Source organism: Tateyamaria sp. GN1-10 (assembly GCF_055693845.1).
In genome coordinates this window covers 3,901,945-3,920,117 of record NZ_JBVFUR010000004.1, presented here as the reverse complement: position 1 = coordinate 3,920,117, position 18,173 = coordinate 3,901,945, and the positions used below count along the sequence as shown (strand labels likewise).

The 18,173-nt window shown below is 60.1% G+C and carries 16 protein-coding genes; 14 read left to right on the top strand and 2 right to left on the bottom strand.

Features of this window, described 5'->3' with window-relative positions; genetic code table 11:
- Positions 1 to 8: 8 nt before the first annotated feature.
- Positions 9 to 305 carry an AzlD domain-containing protein gene (locus tag ACZ1HN_RS21650; protein WP_472728992.1) on the top strand — a complete coding sequence of 99 codons (297 nt, stop codon included), beginning with the start codon at positions 9 to 11 and terminating at the stop codon, positions 303 to 305.
- 255 nt (positions 306 to 560) lie between these two features.
- On the opposite strand, the gene ACZ1HN_RS21645 is transcribed toward ACZ1HN_RS21650, so the two are convergent.
- Both ACZ1HN_RS21645 and ACZ1HN_RS21640 read right to left on the bottom strand, forming a co-directional pair.
- Positions 561 to 956, bottom strand: coding sequence for an ACT domain-containing protein (locus ACZ1HN_RS21645; protein WP_472728991.1), 396 nt, complete (start codon positions 954 to 956; stop codon positions 561 to 563).
- A 10-nt stretch (positions 957 to 966) separates the two neighbouring features.
- The gene (locus ACZ1HN_RS21640; protein ID WP_472728990.1) at positions 967 to 2,490 is read right to left on the bottom strand and encodes a trimethylamine methyltransferase family protein; all 1,524 of its coding nucleotides are present in this window, start codon (positions 2,488 to 2,490) and stop codon (positions 967 to 969) included.
- A 161-nt stretch (positions 2,491 to 2,651) separates the two neighbouring features.
- Here ACZ1HN_RS21640 and ACZ1HN_RS21635 point away from each other — a divergent pair, with 161 nt between their 5' ends.
- The 13 genes from ACZ1HN_RS21635 to boxB all read left to right on the top strand — a co-directional run bounded on the left by ACZ1HN_RS21635 (position 2,652) and on the right by boxB (position 18,023).
- Positions 2,652 to 5,066, top strand: a complete 2,415-nt coding sequence (locus ACZ1HN_RS21635) for a GcvT family protein (protein WP_472728989.1) — start codon at positions 2,652 to 2,654, stop codon at positions 5,064 to 5,066.
- Positions 5,067 to 5,192: 126 nt separating this feature from the next.
- A complete protein-coding gene (locus ACZ1HN_RS21630) occupies positions 5,193 to 6,230 on the top strand; it encodes a TRAP transporter substrate-binding protein (RefSeq protein ID WP_472728988.1) in 1,038 nt (345 codons plus the stop codon).
- A 72-nt stretch (positions 6,231 to 6,302) separates the two neighbouring features.
- Positions 6,303 to 6,869, top strand: a complete 567-nt coding sequence (locus ACZ1HN_RS21625; protein WP_299599813.1) for a TRAP transporter small permease — start codon at positions 6,303 to 6,305, stop codon at positions 6,867 to 6,869.
- 6 nt (positions 6,870 to 6,875) lie between these two features.
- A complete protein-coding gene (locus ACZ1HN_RS21620; RefSeq protein WP_472728987.1) occupies positions 6,876 to 8,228 on the top strand; it encodes a TRAP transporter large permease in 1,353 nt (450 codons plus the stop codon).
- Positions 8,229 to 8,485: 257 nt separating this feature from the next.
- On the top strand, positions 8,486 to 9,247 hold the full coding sequence (locus ACZ1HN_RS21615) for a crotonase/enoyl-CoA hydratase family protein (RefSeq protein ID WP_472728986.1): 762 nt from the start codon (positions 8,486 to 8,488) through the stop codon (positions 9,245 to 9,247).
- A complete protein-coding gene (locus ACZ1HN_RS21610; protein ID WP_472728985.1) occupies positions 9,247 to 9,705 on the top strand; it encodes a MarR family winged helix-turn-helix transcriptional regulator in 459 nt (152 codons plus the stop codon). The genes ACZ1HN_RS21615 and ACZ1HN_RS21610 overlap by 1 nt, the downstream gene beginning before the upstream one ends.
- Complete coding sequence (locus tag ACZ1HN_RS21605; RefSeq protein ID WP_472728984.1) at positions 9,702 to 11,474, top strand: AMP-binding protein; 1,773 nt, start codon at positions 9,702 to 9,704, stop codon at positions 11,472 to 11,474. The genes ACZ1HN_RS21610 and ACZ1HN_RS21605 overlap by 4 nt, the downstream gene beginning before the upstream one ends.
- Entirely contained in the window at positions 11,471 to 12,343 is an 873-nt protein-coding gene (locus tag ACZ1HN_RS21600) for an amidohydrolase family protein (RefSeq protein WP_472728983.1), read from the top strand. Before ACZ1HN_RS21605 ends, ACZ1HN_RS21600 begins: the two co-directional genes overlap by 4 nt.
- A gap of 85 nt (positions 12,344 to 12,428) precedes the next feature.
- Positions 12,429 to 13,955 (top strand): benzoate-CoA ligase family protein, encoded by a 1,527-nt coding sequence (locus tag ACZ1HN_RS21595; protein ID WP_472728982.1) that lies wholly within the window; start codon positions 12,429 to 12,431, stop codon positions 13,953 to 13,955.
- Entirely contained in the window at positions 13,955 to 14,764 is an 810-nt protein-coding gene (locus tag ACZ1HN_RS21590; RefSeq protein ID WP_472728981.1) for an alpha/beta fold hydrolase, read from the top strand. Before ACZ1HN_RS21595 ends, ACZ1HN_RS21590 begins: the two co-directional genes overlap by 1 nt.
- Positions 14,765 to 14,863: 99 nt before the next feature.
- Positions 14,864 to 15,499: an enoyl-CoA hydratase-related protein gene (locus tag ACZ1HN_RS21585; RefSeq protein ID WP_472728980.1), complete on the top strand. Its 636-nt coding sequence runs from the start codon at positions 14,864 to 14,866 to the stop codon at positions 15,497 to 15,499.
- On the top strand, positions 15,396 to 16,523 hold the full coding sequence (locus tag ACZ1HN_RS21580; protein ID WP_472728979.1) for a hypothetical protein: 1,128 nt from the start codon (positions 15,396 to 15,398) through the stop codon (positions 16,521 to 16,523). Before ACZ1HN_RS21585 ends, ACZ1HN_RS21580 begins: the two co-directional genes overlap by 104 nt.
- 51 nt (positions 16,524 to 16,574) lie before the next feature.
- Entirely contained in the window at positions 16,575 to 18,023 is a 1,449-nt protein-coding gene (boxB, locus tag ACZ1HN_RS21575) for a benzoyl-CoA 2,3-epoxidase subunit BoxB (RefSeq protein ID WP_472728978.1), read from the top strand.
- The last annotated feature ends 150 nt before the right edge of the window (positions 18,024 to 18,173 follow it).

Here is an 18,173-nt window from a genome sequence, read left to right as displayed (position 1 = left end):
GTGGTCGCATGAGCGGCTCGCACTGGGGCGTCATCGGCATTTTAGCCCTCGCGGCGTTTTCCATTCGCGTTCTCGGTTTGATTGCAGGCGGACGCATCCGTGCCTCTCGCCATGCGTGGGTGTTAGACGATTTGCCAGGCTTGATCGTTGTTAGTCTGGTTGCAGCATCACTTGCGGGTCAGCCCTTGCAGACATGGGTTGCTGCCGTTGCGGCACTCGGAGCGGCAGTTCTGACCAATCACGTTATTGCCACGATGGTCGTTGGTGTGGTGGCCTTTGCGGGTCTCGCAGTAATCGGGCTGTGACGGATACAGCTAGGGCAACGGCCTAAGGCAAAAACGCAAGAGCAGCCCTTCGTGCATCTCGCAGCATTCGGTAAAGTGGGCATAGCGGTCATTCGACCAAACTTTGCAAAGTCCGCTTTCTGCGCATTTACCCTCATACGTTCGATGCAGTGCAACTGACACTTTGGACTCAAGTTGTTACACGCACCACTCGTATGACATTTTGTCTGTCCCAATGCACAAAAGCGCTTCTGGTAAAAAGGAACGACTACACGATCAGTGTGCGGCGTTCTGCACATCCAATAGCGTAGCATAGGCGATTCCGGCTTGTGTCTTTGGCACAAAGATATGGTCGTGGTGATATCCGGCCACCACGTTGCATGGGATGTTCTGCTTTGCCAACGCGGTTGCGACCGCAGCGGTCAGGCCGACCCCTTCGAGGTCGGAGTTCACTTGCAGAGTGATCAGCTGCATCACTGCGCTGCTTTGATAGTCGCCCGCTTTGGCCGTTGCTTCGGGCAGGATCAGGGTGGTGCCTTCGGCTTCCTGGATCACCGCGAATGCGTCAGGTGGGATGGTGCCCGTGCCACTCACTGCACAGAAGACCCAATCGCCGGGGACGATGATCGGCGTCATGCCTGCGATCATGGCTTGAGTGTCTTTGACGGTCATGGCGCGCCTCTCAGGGGTATCGGATGTCGAATGCCGCACGGATGGCGGCGTCGGCTGTGTCATCGATATAGGACGGATGGTGATTGGCAAGGATGTCGTCCACCTGCGCGGCTGCCCGGTCCCAAGCCGTGAGCGCGCCCGTGTCTTCCCATGTCTTTGGCGTTTCGCGATCGGCGAGGGAGGGGTAGACATAGTCCCGCTCCATCGCGGCGATGGTGGCTGGCCCGCCAAGGAAGTGGCCTTCGCCCAGAACTGCCGCATGGATGCCGTCAAGGTCGAGCGTATCGTCCGATACTTCGATGCCACGCAGGATGCGGTAGGTGGCGGCATGCATCTCGTCATCCAGTACGAAGGCTTCGAAACTCGCACCAAGCAGGGCCGCTGTCATGCCGGAGCTTTCGTAGATCAGGTTGCCCCCCGCGAGGGCGGCCGCAAGCGAGGTCAGCCCCTTTTCCTGCCCGTATTGCGCATCAAGCGCCTTGGCATCCGTCATGGAGGCGGCCACGCCGGACACAAGGCCAAGGTGGTTGATGATCTGGGCCGAGGCGGCGTTCATCACGGCGATCTCTCCGCCCCCGCCTGCGAACGCGCCTGTGCGCAGGTCGATGACCAGAGGCCAGTTCGAGAACACCATGGGGTGGCCCGGTTTGATGGCGTGGACCATGACAAGGCTGGCCAGCGTTTCGGCGAGCGATTGGGCGAGGAAACCGGCAAGGGTCGCTGGCGCCGTGGCCCCGGCCTGCGCCGCAGTGATGCAGCTGAGCGGGATGTTGTGGTCAATGCAGGCATAGACCGTTTCGACCGCATCTGCCCCAAAGCGCATGGGCGATATGACGGGGCTGATATGCGCCTTGACGAAGGGCCGTTTTGCAAAGGCACCGTCGCCCCCGGCCAGCGTGTCGAACATGTGGACGATGGGGGCGACGTGCTCCGCCAGCGTAAAGGCCGTTGCAACGGGTTTGGTCGTGTTGCGCATCAGCGCGTAGGCGGTGTTGATATCCAGCAGCCATTCATCCGGCATGTCACCCGCGATGCAGCAGCGGGTGAACCAGCTGACATTGGTGAGCGTGTCTTGGAGCCGGGTGAAATCATGCAGGTCCTTGAGCGTCGAAGGTCGGTAGAGCCGGGTTTGCCGGTCGAGTGTTTGCACCGCAGCACCGCCGGTTCCGAAATGGACGGCGGTGCCGCCAACCTCGATGGTCCGGACGGGATCGCGGCCATGCAGGGGGAAGGTTTTGGGCGTCTGGTCAATCGCCTCTTCCACCAGTGTACGGGGCAGGGCGACACGCCCATTGTGCAGGGTCTGTGCCCCGGCCCGTTCCAGCGTATCGCGCAGGCGGTCCGGGACCTCTCCCATACCCAGATCGGTCAAAAGACGCAGGGCCGCGTCGTAGATGCGTTGTACATCTGTGTTCGACAGGGGGCGGTACTGGCCTCCGGCTTGCCCCGGCGGGGCCGGGTTTGTCGGTGGGCCTGCAGCCCGGGCTTTTTTCCGGGCCGAGCGTCCTTTGCGCATGGGTTTGGGATCGGACATGCGATCAGGGGTTGCGATGTTTGGCGCGCATGCAAGTCCTCCGCTTTGAATTTGATGACGGCAAATACATGTTTTCAGAACAATGAAGGTGAGGCGCTATGATTGACCGCGTGGGTATTGTTCCCATTGTTCCGGCACGTATACAGAACCGGAGCGTTGCCATGAAGACCCAGACCCGTGCCGTTGTGATTGGCGGCGGTATTGCCGGATGTTCGACCCTGTATCACCTCACGCAAGAGGGCTGGACCGATGTGGTGCTGGTGGAGCGGGACGAGCTGACCAGCGGCACCACGTGGCATTCCGCGGCGCAGGTGACGAACTTTGGCATGAACCAGACGATGGTGGGCCTCAAGACGCACTCCATCAACCTTTATCAGGAACTGCGCGACGACCCGGACTATCCGGTGCAGTACAATCACGGGGATGGCGGCATCCGGTTGGCCAACACCGAGGCGCAGATGGATGGGTATCGCCATTTCGCGTCCATGGCGCGGGGCATGGGGGTGGAGTTCGAGGTGATTGATGCGGAAGAATGCGCGCGCAGGCACCCGCTGATCTCGACCGACAATTTGCTGGGCGGGCTTTGGGACGGCAATGATGGCGATATTGACCCGGCTTCGCTTTGTCAGGCGCTGGCGCGACGGGCACGCAAGGCCGGGGCCGAGGTGTACCGCCAGACGAATGTGATTGGCCTGACCCAGCTCAAGGATGACAGTTGGATCGTCCATACAGATAAGGGCGATATCTCGTGCGAAGTGCTCGTGAACGCCTGCGGGTACCGGGTGAACGAGGTTGGCGCGATGATGGGTGTCCATCATCCCGTTGCGTCGATGGAGCATCAGTATTTCGTCACGGACGAGATCCCAGGCATTGTTGCCGCCGATCATCGCATGCCGCTGCTGCGCTGCCCGATTAGCGATTACTATTGCCGTCAGGAAAAGAACGGTTTGCTGCTGGGTTTCTACGAACAGGATTGCAAGACTTGGGGGATGGACGGGATTTCGCCCGACTTTTCCAATGACCTGTGCCCGGACGATCTGGACCGGATCACGGATGTGCTTGAGGGTGCTTTTGCCCGCATGCCCGCGCTGACTGAGGTGGGAATCAAGAACGTGGTCAACGGACCGATCACCTATACCATCGACGGCGCGCCCTTGGTTGGGCCGATCCCGGGCAAGCGGAATGCGTTTTGTATCATAGGCTTGCGCGCTGGGCTGGGTGAGGGGGGCGGTCATGGCTGGTTGCTGGCGCAGCAGATCGTGCATGGCGAAGCGTGCTATGACACGTGGTGCCTCGACCCTCGCCGGTTCACTGGGCATGGCAATGTGGAACTGACCGCACTGAAGGCGATAGAGGATTATCAGAACGAGTTTCGGTTCCATTTCCCGAATGAACATCGCCCCGCTGGGAGGCCCATGAAGACGACACCACTGACCCCTGTGCTGGCGGCCGCGGGGGCAGAGTTTACCGTTGTGAATGGGTGGGAGCGGGCGGAATACTTCAAGCCTGCGCCGGATTTTGAAGTGACGCATGGGTTTCAGTTTGACGAAGCCTTTGACGTCGTCGCGGAGGAAGTGAAGGCGGTGCAGGCCGGAGTTGGCCTGGCCGAAGTGAACGGGTTCAACCGGATCGAGATCACTGGGCCGGATGCGCATGACTTCCTTGATCATGTGATCTGTGGGCGGGTGACGCGGAAAGCGGGCAAGGTTGGCCTTGGCTATCTGCTGAATGAACATGGTTGCGTGAAGGGAGAGGCGACGATTGCCAACATCCCTGAGGGGCCTGTCTGGTATGGGTCGGCTGCTGCGGCCGAGTGGCATGACATGGACTGGCTGCGTGCACATGCGGATGGGTTTGACGTGTCGTTTCAGTCGCTTACGAATGAGTGGACGATCCTTGTTCTGGGGGGACCAAAGGCGCGGGACGTGCTGTCAGCCGCCTCTCGTGGCGACTGGTCTGCGGCCGTGTTTCCTTGGCTGTCCGTGCGCCGCGCCTTTGTCGGGACCGCGCCCGCTGTGGTGATGTCGGTTAGCTTCTCCGGGGAACTGGCCTATGAAATCCATGTACCGAACAACCAGCTTTATGCAGCCTATCTGGCACTCCGCGCGGCGGGCGAGGCGCATGGGCTGCGCCTGTTCGGGGCGCGGGCGGTCGAGTCCATGCGGATGGAGAAGGGGTATCTGCATTGGAAGGCCGACCTGATCACTGAGTTCGATCCGTTTGAGACCGGGCTGGACCGGTTCGTTAAGATGGACAAGGATTTCTTGGGCAAGGCGGCGCTTGAAGTCAGGCAAGCCAAGGGACCGGTGGCCAAGCTGGTGAGTTTGCAGATCGACAGCACCACCTCACATGCTCAACCAGGGGCATCTGTGATGCAGGATAACAGTGTCGTGGGGACTGTGACCTCGGGAGATTGGGGGCACCGGGTGGGGATGAACCTTGCCTACGCCTTTGTGCGCCCCGATCTGGCAGCGCAAGGCACTGAAATCACGGTGGATATGCTGGGTGAGACCGTGCGTTGCAGGGTCATTGCACCCGGTCCTTATGATCCCGAGACGACCCGTCCGCGTGCCTGACAGGCATCGGCCAAAAGCGGCGATATAGTTACAAAGGCGGGTGACAGATTTAGTTGCGTTGCATAACAATCTCTCTGGAAGAGCGAGTCAGGCCGCACGTGCCCGACCGGATAAGGGAGGAAATTCATGTCACTCACACGCAAATTGTTTCTGAACATGGTGGGCGCCGCGGCGTTCGCCATCGGGTCCGGCACTGCCGCGCTGGCGCAAGAGGTTACACTGAACCTGCACCAGTTCCTGCCCGCACAAGCCAACGTGCCCAAGCTGGTGCTAGATGTCTGGGCCGACAATGTTGAGGCCGCCTCGGACGGCCGCATCAAAGTGGATCGCTATCCGTCGATGCAGCTTGGAGGTCGTCCGCCAGAGCTGATGGACCAGGCCATTGATGGTGTGGCCGATATCGTCTGGACCGTGGTTGGTTACACCCCCGGACGCTACCCAAGCACCGAAGTGTTCGAGCTGCCCTTCATGATGACAGACGCCCGCGCGATGTCATCCGCCTACTGGCAAATGTTTGAAAAACATATGAAAGATACTGAGTTCAAGGACGTGCATATCCTGGGAACATGGGTGCACGGGCCGGGTATGATCCATGTGAACAAGGAAGTGAAAACGCCCGCAGACATGGCGGGTCTGAAGATCCGCGGCGGGTCGCGCACGGTAAACAGCCTGCTTGAAAAGATGGGCTCGACCCCAGTTGGCATGCCGGTGCCTGCGGTGCCTGAAGGGCTGAGCAAGGGTGTGATCGACGGCACGACCATTCCGTGGGAGGTGACTGCCGCGTTGAAGGTGCCGGAGCTGGTGGGAAATCACACCGAGTTCGAAGGTAACGCCCTGTATACGCTGACTTTTGTGCTGGCGATGAATAAGGATCGCTACGAGTCGCTGCCTGCCGATCTGCAGAAGGTCATTGATGACAACTCCGGTCTGGAGTTCAGCATCTTTGCTGGTGGGACGCAGGCGGATTCAGATGGTCCTGCCCGTCAGGCAGCGGTGGACAATGGCAATAGCATCGTGACCGTGTCTGGCGATGATCTGGAGGCATGGCGTGCCGCGGCCCAACCCATCTATGACGAGTGGGTGGCTGATATGGAAAGCAAAGGCATCGACGGTCAGGCCCTGATCGATGAAGCGCGCGCGCTGATGGATGCCTACGAAGGCTGATCCTTTTTAACCTTTGAAATCGGGCCGTGGCAGAGATGCTGCGGCCCGATTTTCCAATAAAATGAGGCGGATATGCACGAGGTGGTGAAATGGCTGTCGCGGATGTCGGCGGTGATCGGGGGGATCGTTCTGCTGGTTCTGATCCTGCTGACCACCCTGTCCATAATCGGGCGGGAGCTGTCCAAGCTGGGGCATTCCATGGCCGATGGTTGGATGGTGTCCCTTGGTGAGTGGCTGGTGGCGACCGGCGTGGACGAGATCAACGGCACCTACGAGCTGACCGAGGCTGGGGTCGCCTTTGCCATTTTTGCCTTCTTTCCCGTTTGCCAGTTCTATAGCAATCACGCGACGGTGGATGTGTTTACCTCTGCCATGCCCCGCCGCCCCTTGGGCTGGTTGCGCGCCTTTTGGGAGGTGGTGCTGGCCGCCGTCATCGTCTTTATCGCCTTGCGTTTGTACGAAGGCATGCTGCGCTATTTGGGCAATGGTGAGACGACGCTGTTCCTGCAATTCCCGGTCTGGTGGGCCTATGCCGCGAGCGTGGGCGCTGCGGCCATTGCGAGCCTGACGGCTGTTTACTGCGCCTGGGCGCGGCTGGTGGAAGCCGCGACGGGGCGCCACATCTTGCCAGAGGGTTAACGGGCCATGGACTGGATTCGCGAGATTGTCCAATTTCTGGGCCTAACCCGGCTGGAACTGGGGTTCTGGTCGTTCCCCATTCTGCTGGGCCTGATTTTTGTGCGGGCGCCGATTGGGCTGGCTATGTTCCTGATGGGCCTTTTGGGCTGGATATTCGCGATGAACGGCAACCCGACGCCGATCCTCGCCAAACTGAAATCCGAAACATACACCACATTCTCTAACTACTCGTTAACCATCATTCCGATGTTCCTGCTGATGGGGCAATTCGCGACCCTTTCCGGCATGTCGACCGCGCTGTTCAAGGCGGCAGAGAGCTTCCTGGGCCACCGCCGCGGTGGGGTTGCGATGGCATCCGTGGGGGCTTGCGCCGGCTTTGGTGCGATCTGCGGATCGTCACTGGCGACTGCGGCCACAATGAGCCGCGTGGCGTTGCCGGAGCTGAAAAGATACGGGTATTCAGGGGGTTTTTCGACCGCGACGCTGGCGGCTGGGGGTACGTTGGGTATCCTGATCCCGCCGTCCGTGATCCTGGTGATCTATGCGATCATCACGGAGCAGAACATTGCCAAGCTGTTCCTTGCCGCCTTTGTCCCCGGCATTCTGGCCGCCATTGGCTATGTCATCACCATCTCGATCTACGTGCGCCTCTATCCTGACAGTGCTGGCACGCGCGCGGCGGTGCCGATGGCGGAACGCTGGAAGGCGCTGGCCGAGACATGGCCGGTTCTGGCGATTTTCGCACTGGTTGTGGGCGGTATCTATGCCGGGTGGTTCACCCCGACGGAAGGCGCTGCGGTGGGTGCTGCGGGCACGGGGCTGGTTGCACTGATGAGCGGCAACCTGACCTGGCGCGTGTTGGGAGAGGCGCTGATCGGAACGGCGAAGACCACTGCCATGATCTTTTTCATCGTATTGGGCGCGTCGCTCTACAACAACTTCCTCGCCCTGTCCGGCGCACCGCAATGGCTGGCCGATTTCGTTTTGTCCCAAGGATTTACGCCCATTCTGGTGTTGAGCGTCATCCTTCTGTTCTACCTGATCTTTGGTTGCGTGATGGACAGCTTGTCGATGATCCTGCTGACGGTGCCGATCTTTTTCCCCGTCATCTCTGGCCTCGATTTCGGAATGACGCCCGAGCATGTGGCGATCTGGTTTGGCATTCTGGTGCTGATCGTTGTGGAGGTCGGATTGATCACGCCGCCGGTGGGGATGAACCTGTTCATCATCAACGCGATGGACCGTGAGACGCCGATGACCGAGACCTACAAGGCGGTCATGTTCTTTGTGGGCTCCGACATTTTCCGGGTGATTCTGCTGGTTGCTTTCCCGGCGATCACGCTGTTCCTGATCCCCTGATGCGCAACGTTCGGTGGTCTGTGTGGCGAATTCTGCGCGCCACCCGCGTTAACGCCATGAAAACAAGGGCGATGGGCCTGTCACCCCGTGTGCACCCCCTGTGCACCCCCCGTACACCGGTTTGGGCGGTTTCAGTGTGTCGCGCGGGGTTAAGGGCGCGTGCGGTACGTTAACGTTAATGGACCGTTAACGGCGAGCTTGCTTGAATCGGGTGAGCTGTGCTTGGATAGTTATGCAGCATAACTAAAGGGGCGCGCATGCCGGATTTACTGGTGGATGTTCAGGAGGCGATTGCTGTCCTGACGCTGAATCGCCCGGACAAGCGCAACGCCATGTCGGACGGGCTTCTGGCCGAGATTGATGCGTTCTTTTCCGCACCGCCTGATGGCGTTCGGGTGGCGGTCATCATCGGGGCAGGGAGCCACTACTGCTCCGGTCTGGACCTGTCGGAGCATGTGGCGCGCGATGCCGAGGGCACATTGCACCATTCGCGCGGGTGGCATGCGGTGATGGACAAAGTGCAGGGCAGCGGGCTGCCGGTTGTGTCGGCCATGACAGGCGCGGTGATCGGCGGGGGGCTTGAACTGGCCACGTCAACCCATGTGCGCATTGCCGAGCCTGATTGCATTTTCCAACTGCCTGAGGGGCGGCGCGGGATCTTTGTCGGGGGTGGGGCAACAGTGCGCGTTGGTCGCATCCTTGGGCCGGACCGGATGACCGAAATGATGCTGACAGGGCGCAAATACGGGACCGATGACGCTGTGGCCTTGGGGCTGGCGCATTATGCGGTTGGTCCGGGCGAGGCGCTGCCCCGGGCGATGGAGATTGCCGCGCAGATTGCCGGGAACGCGCGTCTATCGAATTACATGATGATCCAAGGGATTGCGCGGATCGCAGACATGTCGCGGCAGGACGGGTTGTTTGTCGAAAGCCTTGCCACGGCGTTGTCGCAGACCTCGCCCGATGCGGCGGAAGGTTTGGCGGCCTTTCTTGAAAAACGCAGCCCGAGGTTTCGGTGATGGAAAGGCCGAAGGAGAAGCCCGAGGTTGGCGTGTCGGACGCGGCGCTGCGTGATTTTGTCGGTTACAACATGAAGCGGGCGTTCAACGTTTTGCAGGCGGATCTGGCGCGGACGTTGGAGCCGTTTGGCCTGCGCATGCTGACCTTTTCCGCGCTGTCGATGATTGTTGAGAACCCGGGCCTGCGCCCCAGCCAGTTGGCCGAGGCGCTGTCGGTCGAGCGGGCAAACGTGGTGGTCTATGTGGATCAGCTGGAGGAAGCCGGGTGGGTTACGCGCGCGCCGAGCGAGACGGACCGCCGTGCTTATGCGTTGCAGTGTACGTTGGCAGGGCGGCAGGTCTATGACAAGGCGCGGGCGGCGGTGCGTGCGCATGATCGGCGTATGCTGGACGGGCTGCGCGAGGTCGAGATTGCGGGGGTGAAGAAAGCGCTGATGCGGATCGAGGGGCGGGGATGACGGATCATCTGGACCTGCGTCCGCACAAGGTCGTGCGGGAGGATCCGGCGGACGGAACGATCCTGTTGCGATCCGGATATGAGATGTCTGCCGTCGATCGCTCCACAGGGGTGTGGCTGGATCGGTGGGCGGCGCGGACACCGGGTGCGGTGTTTTTGGCCGAGCGGTCCGGAGAGGGTTGGCATACGGTATCGTATGCAGATGCGCATGCCCGCGTGCGTGATCTGTCTGCCGGACTGTTGGCGCGCGGTGTCGATGGGCCAATCCTGATCCTGTCCGGCAATTCGGTTGACCACGCGCTGCTGACATTGGCCGCGCAATATGTTGGGCTGGTGACTGTTCCCGTGGCGGCACAGTACAGTCTGATCCCGGCAGCCCGAGCGCGGTTGGAGTATGTGCGCGACCTTGTGAAGCCCGCGTTGGTCTATGCGGCCGATGATGACGCGCTTGGCCCAGCACTGGATGTGTTTGAGTGCCCCAAGCTTGTGTCGCGTGTGGTGTCCGGACGTGCGACTGCATTGGACGGTTTGACCGGGTCGGTGGATGTGGATGCGGCCCATGCCGGTGTTGGGCCCGAGACCGTGGCGAAGCTGCTTTTGACCTCCGGCTCGACGTCCGATCCAAAGGCCGTGGTGACGACCCACGGGATGATGACCACCAATCAGGCGCAGATCCGGGATGGGTTGCCCTTTGTCTCTGCCCGCCCGCCGGTGTTGGTGGATTGGCTGCCGTGGAACCATGTGTTTGGTGGCTCGCACAACTTCAATCTGGTGCTGGCGAATGGTGGCACGCTGTACATTGATGATGGCGCGCCGATCCCTGCGAAGTTTGCGCGTACGGTCGAGAATCTGGGGCTGGTGTCGGGCACGATCTCGTTCAATGTGCCGATTGGGTTTGCACAATTGGTGGCGGCGATGGAGCGGGATGCAGCGCTGTGTGAGACGTACTTTCGCAACCTCGAAATGATCTTTTATGCCGGTGCGTCGTTGCCTCAGGAGACCTGGAGCATACTTGAGCGTATGGCAATGGGCTCGGTGGGACGGATGCCGCTGATCACGTCGAGCTGGGGGCTGACAGAGACAGCGCCTGCCGCGCTGTTGCAGCATGTGCCTGCCAAGGGCGCTGGCATTGTCGGCGTGCCGATGACGGGCGTGACTGTGAAGTTGGTCGACGATGGGGCAGGGCGCATGGACGTGCGGGTGAAAGGGGGCAACGTGTTCTCGGGTTACCACGATGCCCCTGCGAAAACTGATGAAGCCTTTGATAATGAGGGTTTTTTCATCACCGGAGATGCGATGCGTTTTGTCGATCCGGACAATATGGGCAAGGGTTTGCGTTTTGATGGGCGGTTGTCCGAAGACTTCAAGCTGAGCACAGGAACATGGGTGCAGGCGGCGCAAATCCGGTTGGAGATGCTGGCGCTGCTTGGCCCTTTGGCGCAGGATGTGGTGATCTGTGGGGCTGGACGAGATGAGGTCGGGATGTTGGTGGTTCCAGGGCCCGATGCGATGGACGGAGTGGCTGTCAACGGTGCGCTATGCTGCGCAGTATCAGGTGACATACGCAAGCGTATGTTGGATCGATCTGAAACTGTCTCCGGCTCCGCCTGGCTGGTGGCGCGCGCCTTGGTTTTGTCGGAGCCGCCTGACATCGGCGCGGGTGAGGTAACGGCCAAGGGCAACCTCAATTTTGCCAAGCTGCTGGAGCGCCGGGCCCATCTGGTGGACCGGCTTTATGACGACAACGACCCTGCGAGTATTGTTCTATGATTGATCTGAAAAAGGTCCGCGCCATCGACATTCACACCCATGCGGAAGAGCCGTGCGGGTGCCATGCGGATGACGGTTACGACGACTTGCAGTCGACCATGGCGGAGTATTTCCGTGCCCCTTGGAAACATCCGCCGACCGTGCCCGAAACGGCGGCACATTACCGGGCGCAGAATATCGCCGCTGTGATCTTTCCCGTCGATGCAGAGCGGGAGACGGGCTATCGCCGATACGCCAATGAAGAGGTCGCCGAGATTGCAGCGGAGAACAGCGACATCCTGATCCCCTTTGCCAGTATCGACCCGTGGAAGGGCAAGATGGGAGTGCGCGAAGCCAAGCGGCTGATACGCGACTTTGGCATCAAGGGGTTTAAGTTTCACCCGACCATGCAGGGTTTTTTTGCCAATGATCGCATGGCCTATGACCTTTATCGGGTGATCGAGGATGAGGGTGGCATCGCGCTGTTTCATACCGGTCAGACTGGGGTTGGATCGGGCATGCGCGGTGGCAACGGGATGCGCCTGAAATATTCGAACCCGATGTATATGGATGATGTGGCTGTGGATTTCCCGGACCTTAAGATCATCCTGGCCCATCCGTCATTCCCTTGGCAGGAAGAGGCGTTGGCCGTCGCGCAGCACAAGCCGAATGTCTATATCGACCTGTCCGGCTGGTCGCCCAAGTATTTTCCGCCGATCCTTGTAAGGTACTGCAACTCGATCCTGCGCAAGAAGGTTTTGTTTGGGTCGGACTGGCCGATGATCGCGCCCGAGCGGTGGCTGAACGATTTTGATGGCATCGACATCAAAGACGACGTGCGGCCCGGCATCTTGAAGGATAATGCTGCGCGCCTGCTTGGGTTGCAGTAAATTGCGCACTGCCCGGCGGGCGGTTGCGGCAATTGGGCGCGGGATGCAGGATAAAGCATCTTCATGAGTCTTTGGGAGGGGACACATGGCAAACGCGGCATCGTATTTCGTGGATCGACATGTGGCCGAGGGACGGGGTGACAAGCTTGCCTTTCGTGAGGTCGGCACGGGACGCAGCCTGACCTATGGTGCGCTGGCTGATGCGTCGGCGCGCGCGGGGGCGGCGTTTCTAGCGGCAGATATCCGGCCCGAGGAGCGGGTGGCGATGCTGGTGTTGGATCAGATTGAGTTTCCGATCCTGTTCTGGGGTGCGCTCAAGGCCGGGGTTATTCCGGTGCCGCTGAACACGTTACTGGCGACCCCCGTTTATGACGCCATCCTGCGCGACAGTCGTGCCACGATGTTGGTCGTGTCGGAGGGGCTGTTGGAGGTCGTGGAGCCTGTACTGGCGGACAATCCCTTCCTGCGTCGGATTGTTGTGATCGGCGGTGCCCAGAATGGGGCCGAGACATATGACGACTTCATGGCAAGGGCTGACGCCCCGATTGAGCCGTTCGAGGCCAAGGATGACGAGACGGCTTTCTGGCTCTATTCCTCGGGCTCGACCGGGCAGCCCAAGGGTGTGTATCATATCCATTCGGCGTTGCAGGCCACTGCGGACACCTATGGTGCGCAGGTTTTGCAGGTGCGCGAAGACGATGTGGTGTTTTCGGCTGCCAAATTCTTTTTCGCCTATGGCTTGGGCAATGCGATGACCTTTCCCATGTCGGTTGGGGCGACGGTCGTGATCTTTGGCGGGCGGCCCACGCCGGATGTCATGGTGCAGGTGATTGCTGACGAACAGCCGACTGTGTTTTGCGGGGTGCCGACGCTTTATGCGGCCATGGTTGCGCATATGGAGGCGGAAGGGACGCCCGATGCGCCGTTGCGCAGGTGCATTTCTGCCGGAGAGGCGCTGCCGGAGGATATTGGCACCCGATGGGAAAAGCTGGCGGGTGTGCCGATCCTGGATGGGGTTGGATCGACGGAGATGCTGCATATCTTTCTGTCGAATGCACCGGGCGATGTTGTTTACGGCACTTCGGGCGTGCCCGTGCCGGGCTATGAGGTGCGGTTGGTGGATGAACATGGCGCAGATGTTGGCACGGGCGAAGTGGGCGAGTTGCTGGTCAACGGGGCCTCTGCCGCAGGTGGCTATTGGAATCAGCGCGACAAGACACGCGAAACGTTCGAGGGCGTATGGACGCGAACCGGTGACAAGTATGAGCGCCGCGCGGACGGGCGATATGTCTACTGCGGGCGGACGGATGACATGTTCAAGGTGTCCGGCATCTGGGTCAGCCCGTTCGAGGTGGAGCAGGCGATTACGTCTCATGCGTCCGTTTTGGAGTGCGCGGTGGTTGCGATGAAGGATGCAGACGGGTTGGACAAACCCAAGGCCTTTGTCGTGCCGCATGGGCAGCGCCCCGAGGGCTTGGAAGAGGTGCTGAGGGATCATGTGAAGGACCGCGTGGGCAAGTGGAAATACCCGCGTTGGGTCGAGTGTGTGGACAGCCTGCCCAAGACGGCGACGGGCAAGATCCAACGGTTCAAGCTGCGTGAGGATGTGTGATGGAGTGGTCGGCAGGTACGGTTTCGGTTGCGGGACAGGCGCTGGATTATGCGTGTTGGGGGCCTGCGCCCGGTGACGCGCCAACACTGGTAATGCTGCACGAGGGGCTTGGATCTGTCGGGCTGTGGCGGGACTGGCCTGCCGAGCTGGCCGCTGCGACAGGCATGGGCGTGCTGGCCTATTCCCGCGCGGGATATGGTCGGTCTTCGACCGTCTCTTTGCCGCGACCGCTGGACTATATGAGCCGCGAGGCAGTGGATGTTCTGGGCCCGCTCATGGATGCGGCCGAAGTTGAACATGCCGTGTTGCTGGGCCATTCGGACGGCGCGACAATTGCGGGCATCTATGCCGGGACGGTGTCGGATATGCGTGTGCGGGGACTGATCCTGATCGCGCCGCACTTCTTTACGGAGCCTGAGGGGTTGGAGGCCATTCGCGCTGCGAAGGTGGCCTATGAAACGGGCGACCTGAAAGACCGGTTGGCGCGCCATCACGATGATCCTGCGGTGGCCTTTTACGGCTGGCACGATGCCTGGACCGATCCGGGGTTCGCCGATTGGAATGTGGGTGATGCCATCGATCACTGGCGCATTCCGGCGCTGGTCGTGCAGGGGGCAGAGGATGCCTATGGCACGTTGGCACAGGTGCGCGAGGTCGAGGAACGGGCCTATTCCCCCGTTGAAGCACTGATCGTGGATGGTGCAGGGCACGCGCCGCATCAGGATGCGCCCGAGATCGTGACGCCCGCGGTGACTGGGTTCTGCGAGACATTGATCGCGTTAGAAGATGCCCTCTCGGAGGCGCATTAAAATGCACTAAAATACCTCATGAAGTGGCATATTGTGCATTCTCGCAGTTCTTTGATGTAGCATAGTGCCACTTTCGATCTTGCAAGGCGCATGTGATTCATGACCCAGACCATCGACTTTCGCACTGACCCGTCCCGCTATCGCCATTGGAGTGTGGAGTATGAGGGCCCGGTGGCGACCCTGTGGATGGATGTGGATGAAGATGGCGGATTGTTCGATGGGTATCAGTTGAAGCTGAATTCCTACGATCTGGGCGTCGACATCGAGTTGAATGATGTGGTGCAGCGGATGCGGTTTGAGCATCCGGAGGTGAAGGTGGTTGTGATGAAATCCGCCAAGGACCGGGTGTTTTGCGCAGGTGCGAACATCCGGATGCTGGGCGGTGCGGCGCATTCCCACAAGGTGAACTTCTGCAAGTTCACGAACGAGACGCGCAATGCCTATGAAGCGGCTGAGGCCGAGAGTGGGCAGAAATATGTGGCAGCGGTCAAAGGGGCTTGTGCCGGTGGGGGGTATGAGCTGGCGCTGGCGTGCAATCACATCATGCTGACAGATGATTCTGACCTCTTCGGTTGCGCTGCCCGAGGTGCCGCTGTTGGCGGTTTTGCCCGGTACTGGCGGGCTGACCCGCGTGACGGACAAGCGCATGGTGCGGCGGGATCGGGCGGATGTGTTCTGTTCGACCGAGGAAGGTGTGAAGGGCAAGCGGGCCGTGCAATGGAAGCTGGTGGATGAGGCTGTGCCCAATGCCCGCTTTGACGAAGTCGTGGCGGCGCGGGCGGCTGAGTTCGCCTCCGCCTCGGACAAGCCGGATGTGGCGCAGGGGATTACGCTTGGGCCATTGGAGCGGACGATTTCTGACGATGGGTCGGTGACTTATGGGCTGGTTGAGGTGACCGTGGATCGGGCTGCGCGCCGGGCAGAGATTTTGCTCAAAGGGCCGGAGGGTGATGCCCCTGCGGATGTGGATGCGTTGGTGGCGGAGGGTGATCAGTCCTACATCCTGAGACTGGCGCGGGAGTTGGAGGACGCGATCCTCCACCTGCGTCTGAACGAGATGGAGGCAGGGGTGTGGGTGTTCCGCTCTCAGGGTGATCCAGAGGCTGTTCTGACCCATGAAGCGTTGATTTTGGACAACCCGGACCACTGGCTGGCCAATGAAATCCGGCACTATTGGAAGCGGGTGTTGAAGCGCGTTGATGTGACGTCGCGCTCGCTCGTGGCATTGGTCGAACACGGCAGTTGTTTTGCGGGTGTGTTGGCCGAGCTGCTGTGGGCGGTTGATCGGTCTTACATGATGGAAGACGAGTTCGAGCGGGACAATCGGCCCCTTGCCACCATCACGCTAAGTGACGGGAATTTCGGCGCTTACCCGATGGGCAATGATCTGACCCGGTTGCAGACACGGTTTTATGGCTCGGACGATGCAGAGGGGTTGCGCGATCACATCGGTGCGCCGTCGGAGGCTGAAGAGGCTGATGAAGCGGGGCTTGTGACGGAAATCCTTGATGACATTGATTGGGAGGATGAGATCCGCATCTTCCTTGAGGAACGGGCGAGTTTTTCACCCGATGCCATGACGGGGATGGAGGCGAACCTGCGCTTTGCGGGCCCCGAGACGATGGAGACGCGCATCTTTGGCCGCCTCACCGCCTGGCAGAACTGGATTTTTAACCGCCCCAATGCGGTTGGTGAAGATGGTGCGTTGCAGCGGTACGGGACCGGTGTGCGCGGTGATTTCAACATGGAGCGGGTGTAACCCGCGCGGTTGGTGGGCAGATGGCCAACCACGGATGGAGGAGATGAAGACATGACTGTGATGAATGTCAGCTATGACACCCAAATCCCCAACAATGTGGGGTTGAGCCAGGATCGGAAGGTGCTGAAAGCCCTTGAGAAATGGCATCCCGGTTACATCAACTGGTGGAATGACCTGATCCCGCAGAATTTTCAGGAAAGCATGGTCTATCTGCGTACAGCCGTCAGCGTGGACCCCAAGGGGTGGGCCAAGTTCGACTATGTGAAGATGCCCGAATATCGCTGGGGTGTTCTGCTGGCCCCGGCGGTTGAGGACCGTCGCATTCCCATGGGGGAACATTATGGCGAACCTGCGTGGCAGGAAGTGCCGGGCGAGTATCGCAACATGCTCAAGCGTTTGATCGTCATTCAGGGCGATACCGAGCCGGGGTCGGTTGAACAGCAGCGTTTCCTGGGCCTGACGGCACCCAGCCTGTATGACATGCGGAACCTGTTTCAGGTGAATGTCGAGGAAGGCCGACACCTTTGGGCAATGGTCTATTTGCTCCAAAAATATTTTGGCAAGGATGGGCGTGAGGAAGCGGATGACATGCTGGTCCGGTCATCGGGCAACGAGGATGCACCGCGGATGCTGGGCGCCTTCAACGAAGAGACACCGGACTGGCTGTCCTTCTTCATGTTCACCTATTTCACCGACCGCGATGGCAAGATGCAGTTGGAAAGCCTTGCGCAGTCGGGGTTTGACCCGCTGTCACGTACCTGCCGCTTCATGTTGACCGAGGAAGCGCACCACATGTTCGTGGGCGAGACGGGCGTGACCCGGACTGTTCAGGCGACGCTTGAAGCGATGAAAGCCAACGGCATCGATGATCCCTATGACATCGACAAGATCCGCGATCTGGGTGTGATTGACCTGCCCACGATCCAGAAGAAGCTGAACCTGCACTATACCCTGTCTCTTGATCTGTTCGGGCAAGAGGTCAGTACGAACGCCGCCAATGCCTTTAATGCCGGTATCAAGGGCCGGTACATGGAGCAGCGGATCGAGGATGATCACAAGCTGACAGGTGACACCTACAAGGTGGCGAGCATCGTCGATGGTAAGATCGTAACGGAGGATGTGCCGGCACTGACGGCCATCAACATGCGACTGCGGGACGATTATGTGCGCGATGCTTCCGGTGGCTTGCGCCGTTGGAACAAGCAGATTTCGCGCACGGGCATCGAGTTTGAACTGAAGCTGCCCCATGAGGGGTTCCACCGGAAAATCGGTATCTTTGCGAACCAGCCGATCACGCCGGACGGCACCTTTGTCAGCCAGGAAGAATGGGACGCACGTGCGTCCGAGTGGCTGCCGACCAAGGAGGACGGAGCCTTCATCCAGTCCTTGATGAAGCCGTGCTATGAGCCCGGAAAATATGCCAGCTGGATTTCGCCACCCCGTGTGGGAATCGACAACAAACCAGGGGATTTCGAATATGTTAAGCTGCATATGGCCTGATGGAGGATGTTATGCAGATCGACAGAACCGCCCTGACAGACAATGCACCGGTCCGGCGCCCATTTTGCGCGCTGGAATGCGACGGATGCACCGGAATGTGCCTTGCGCTTTACATGATGCTGACGCGGGACGAGCAAGACGAAATGTGCC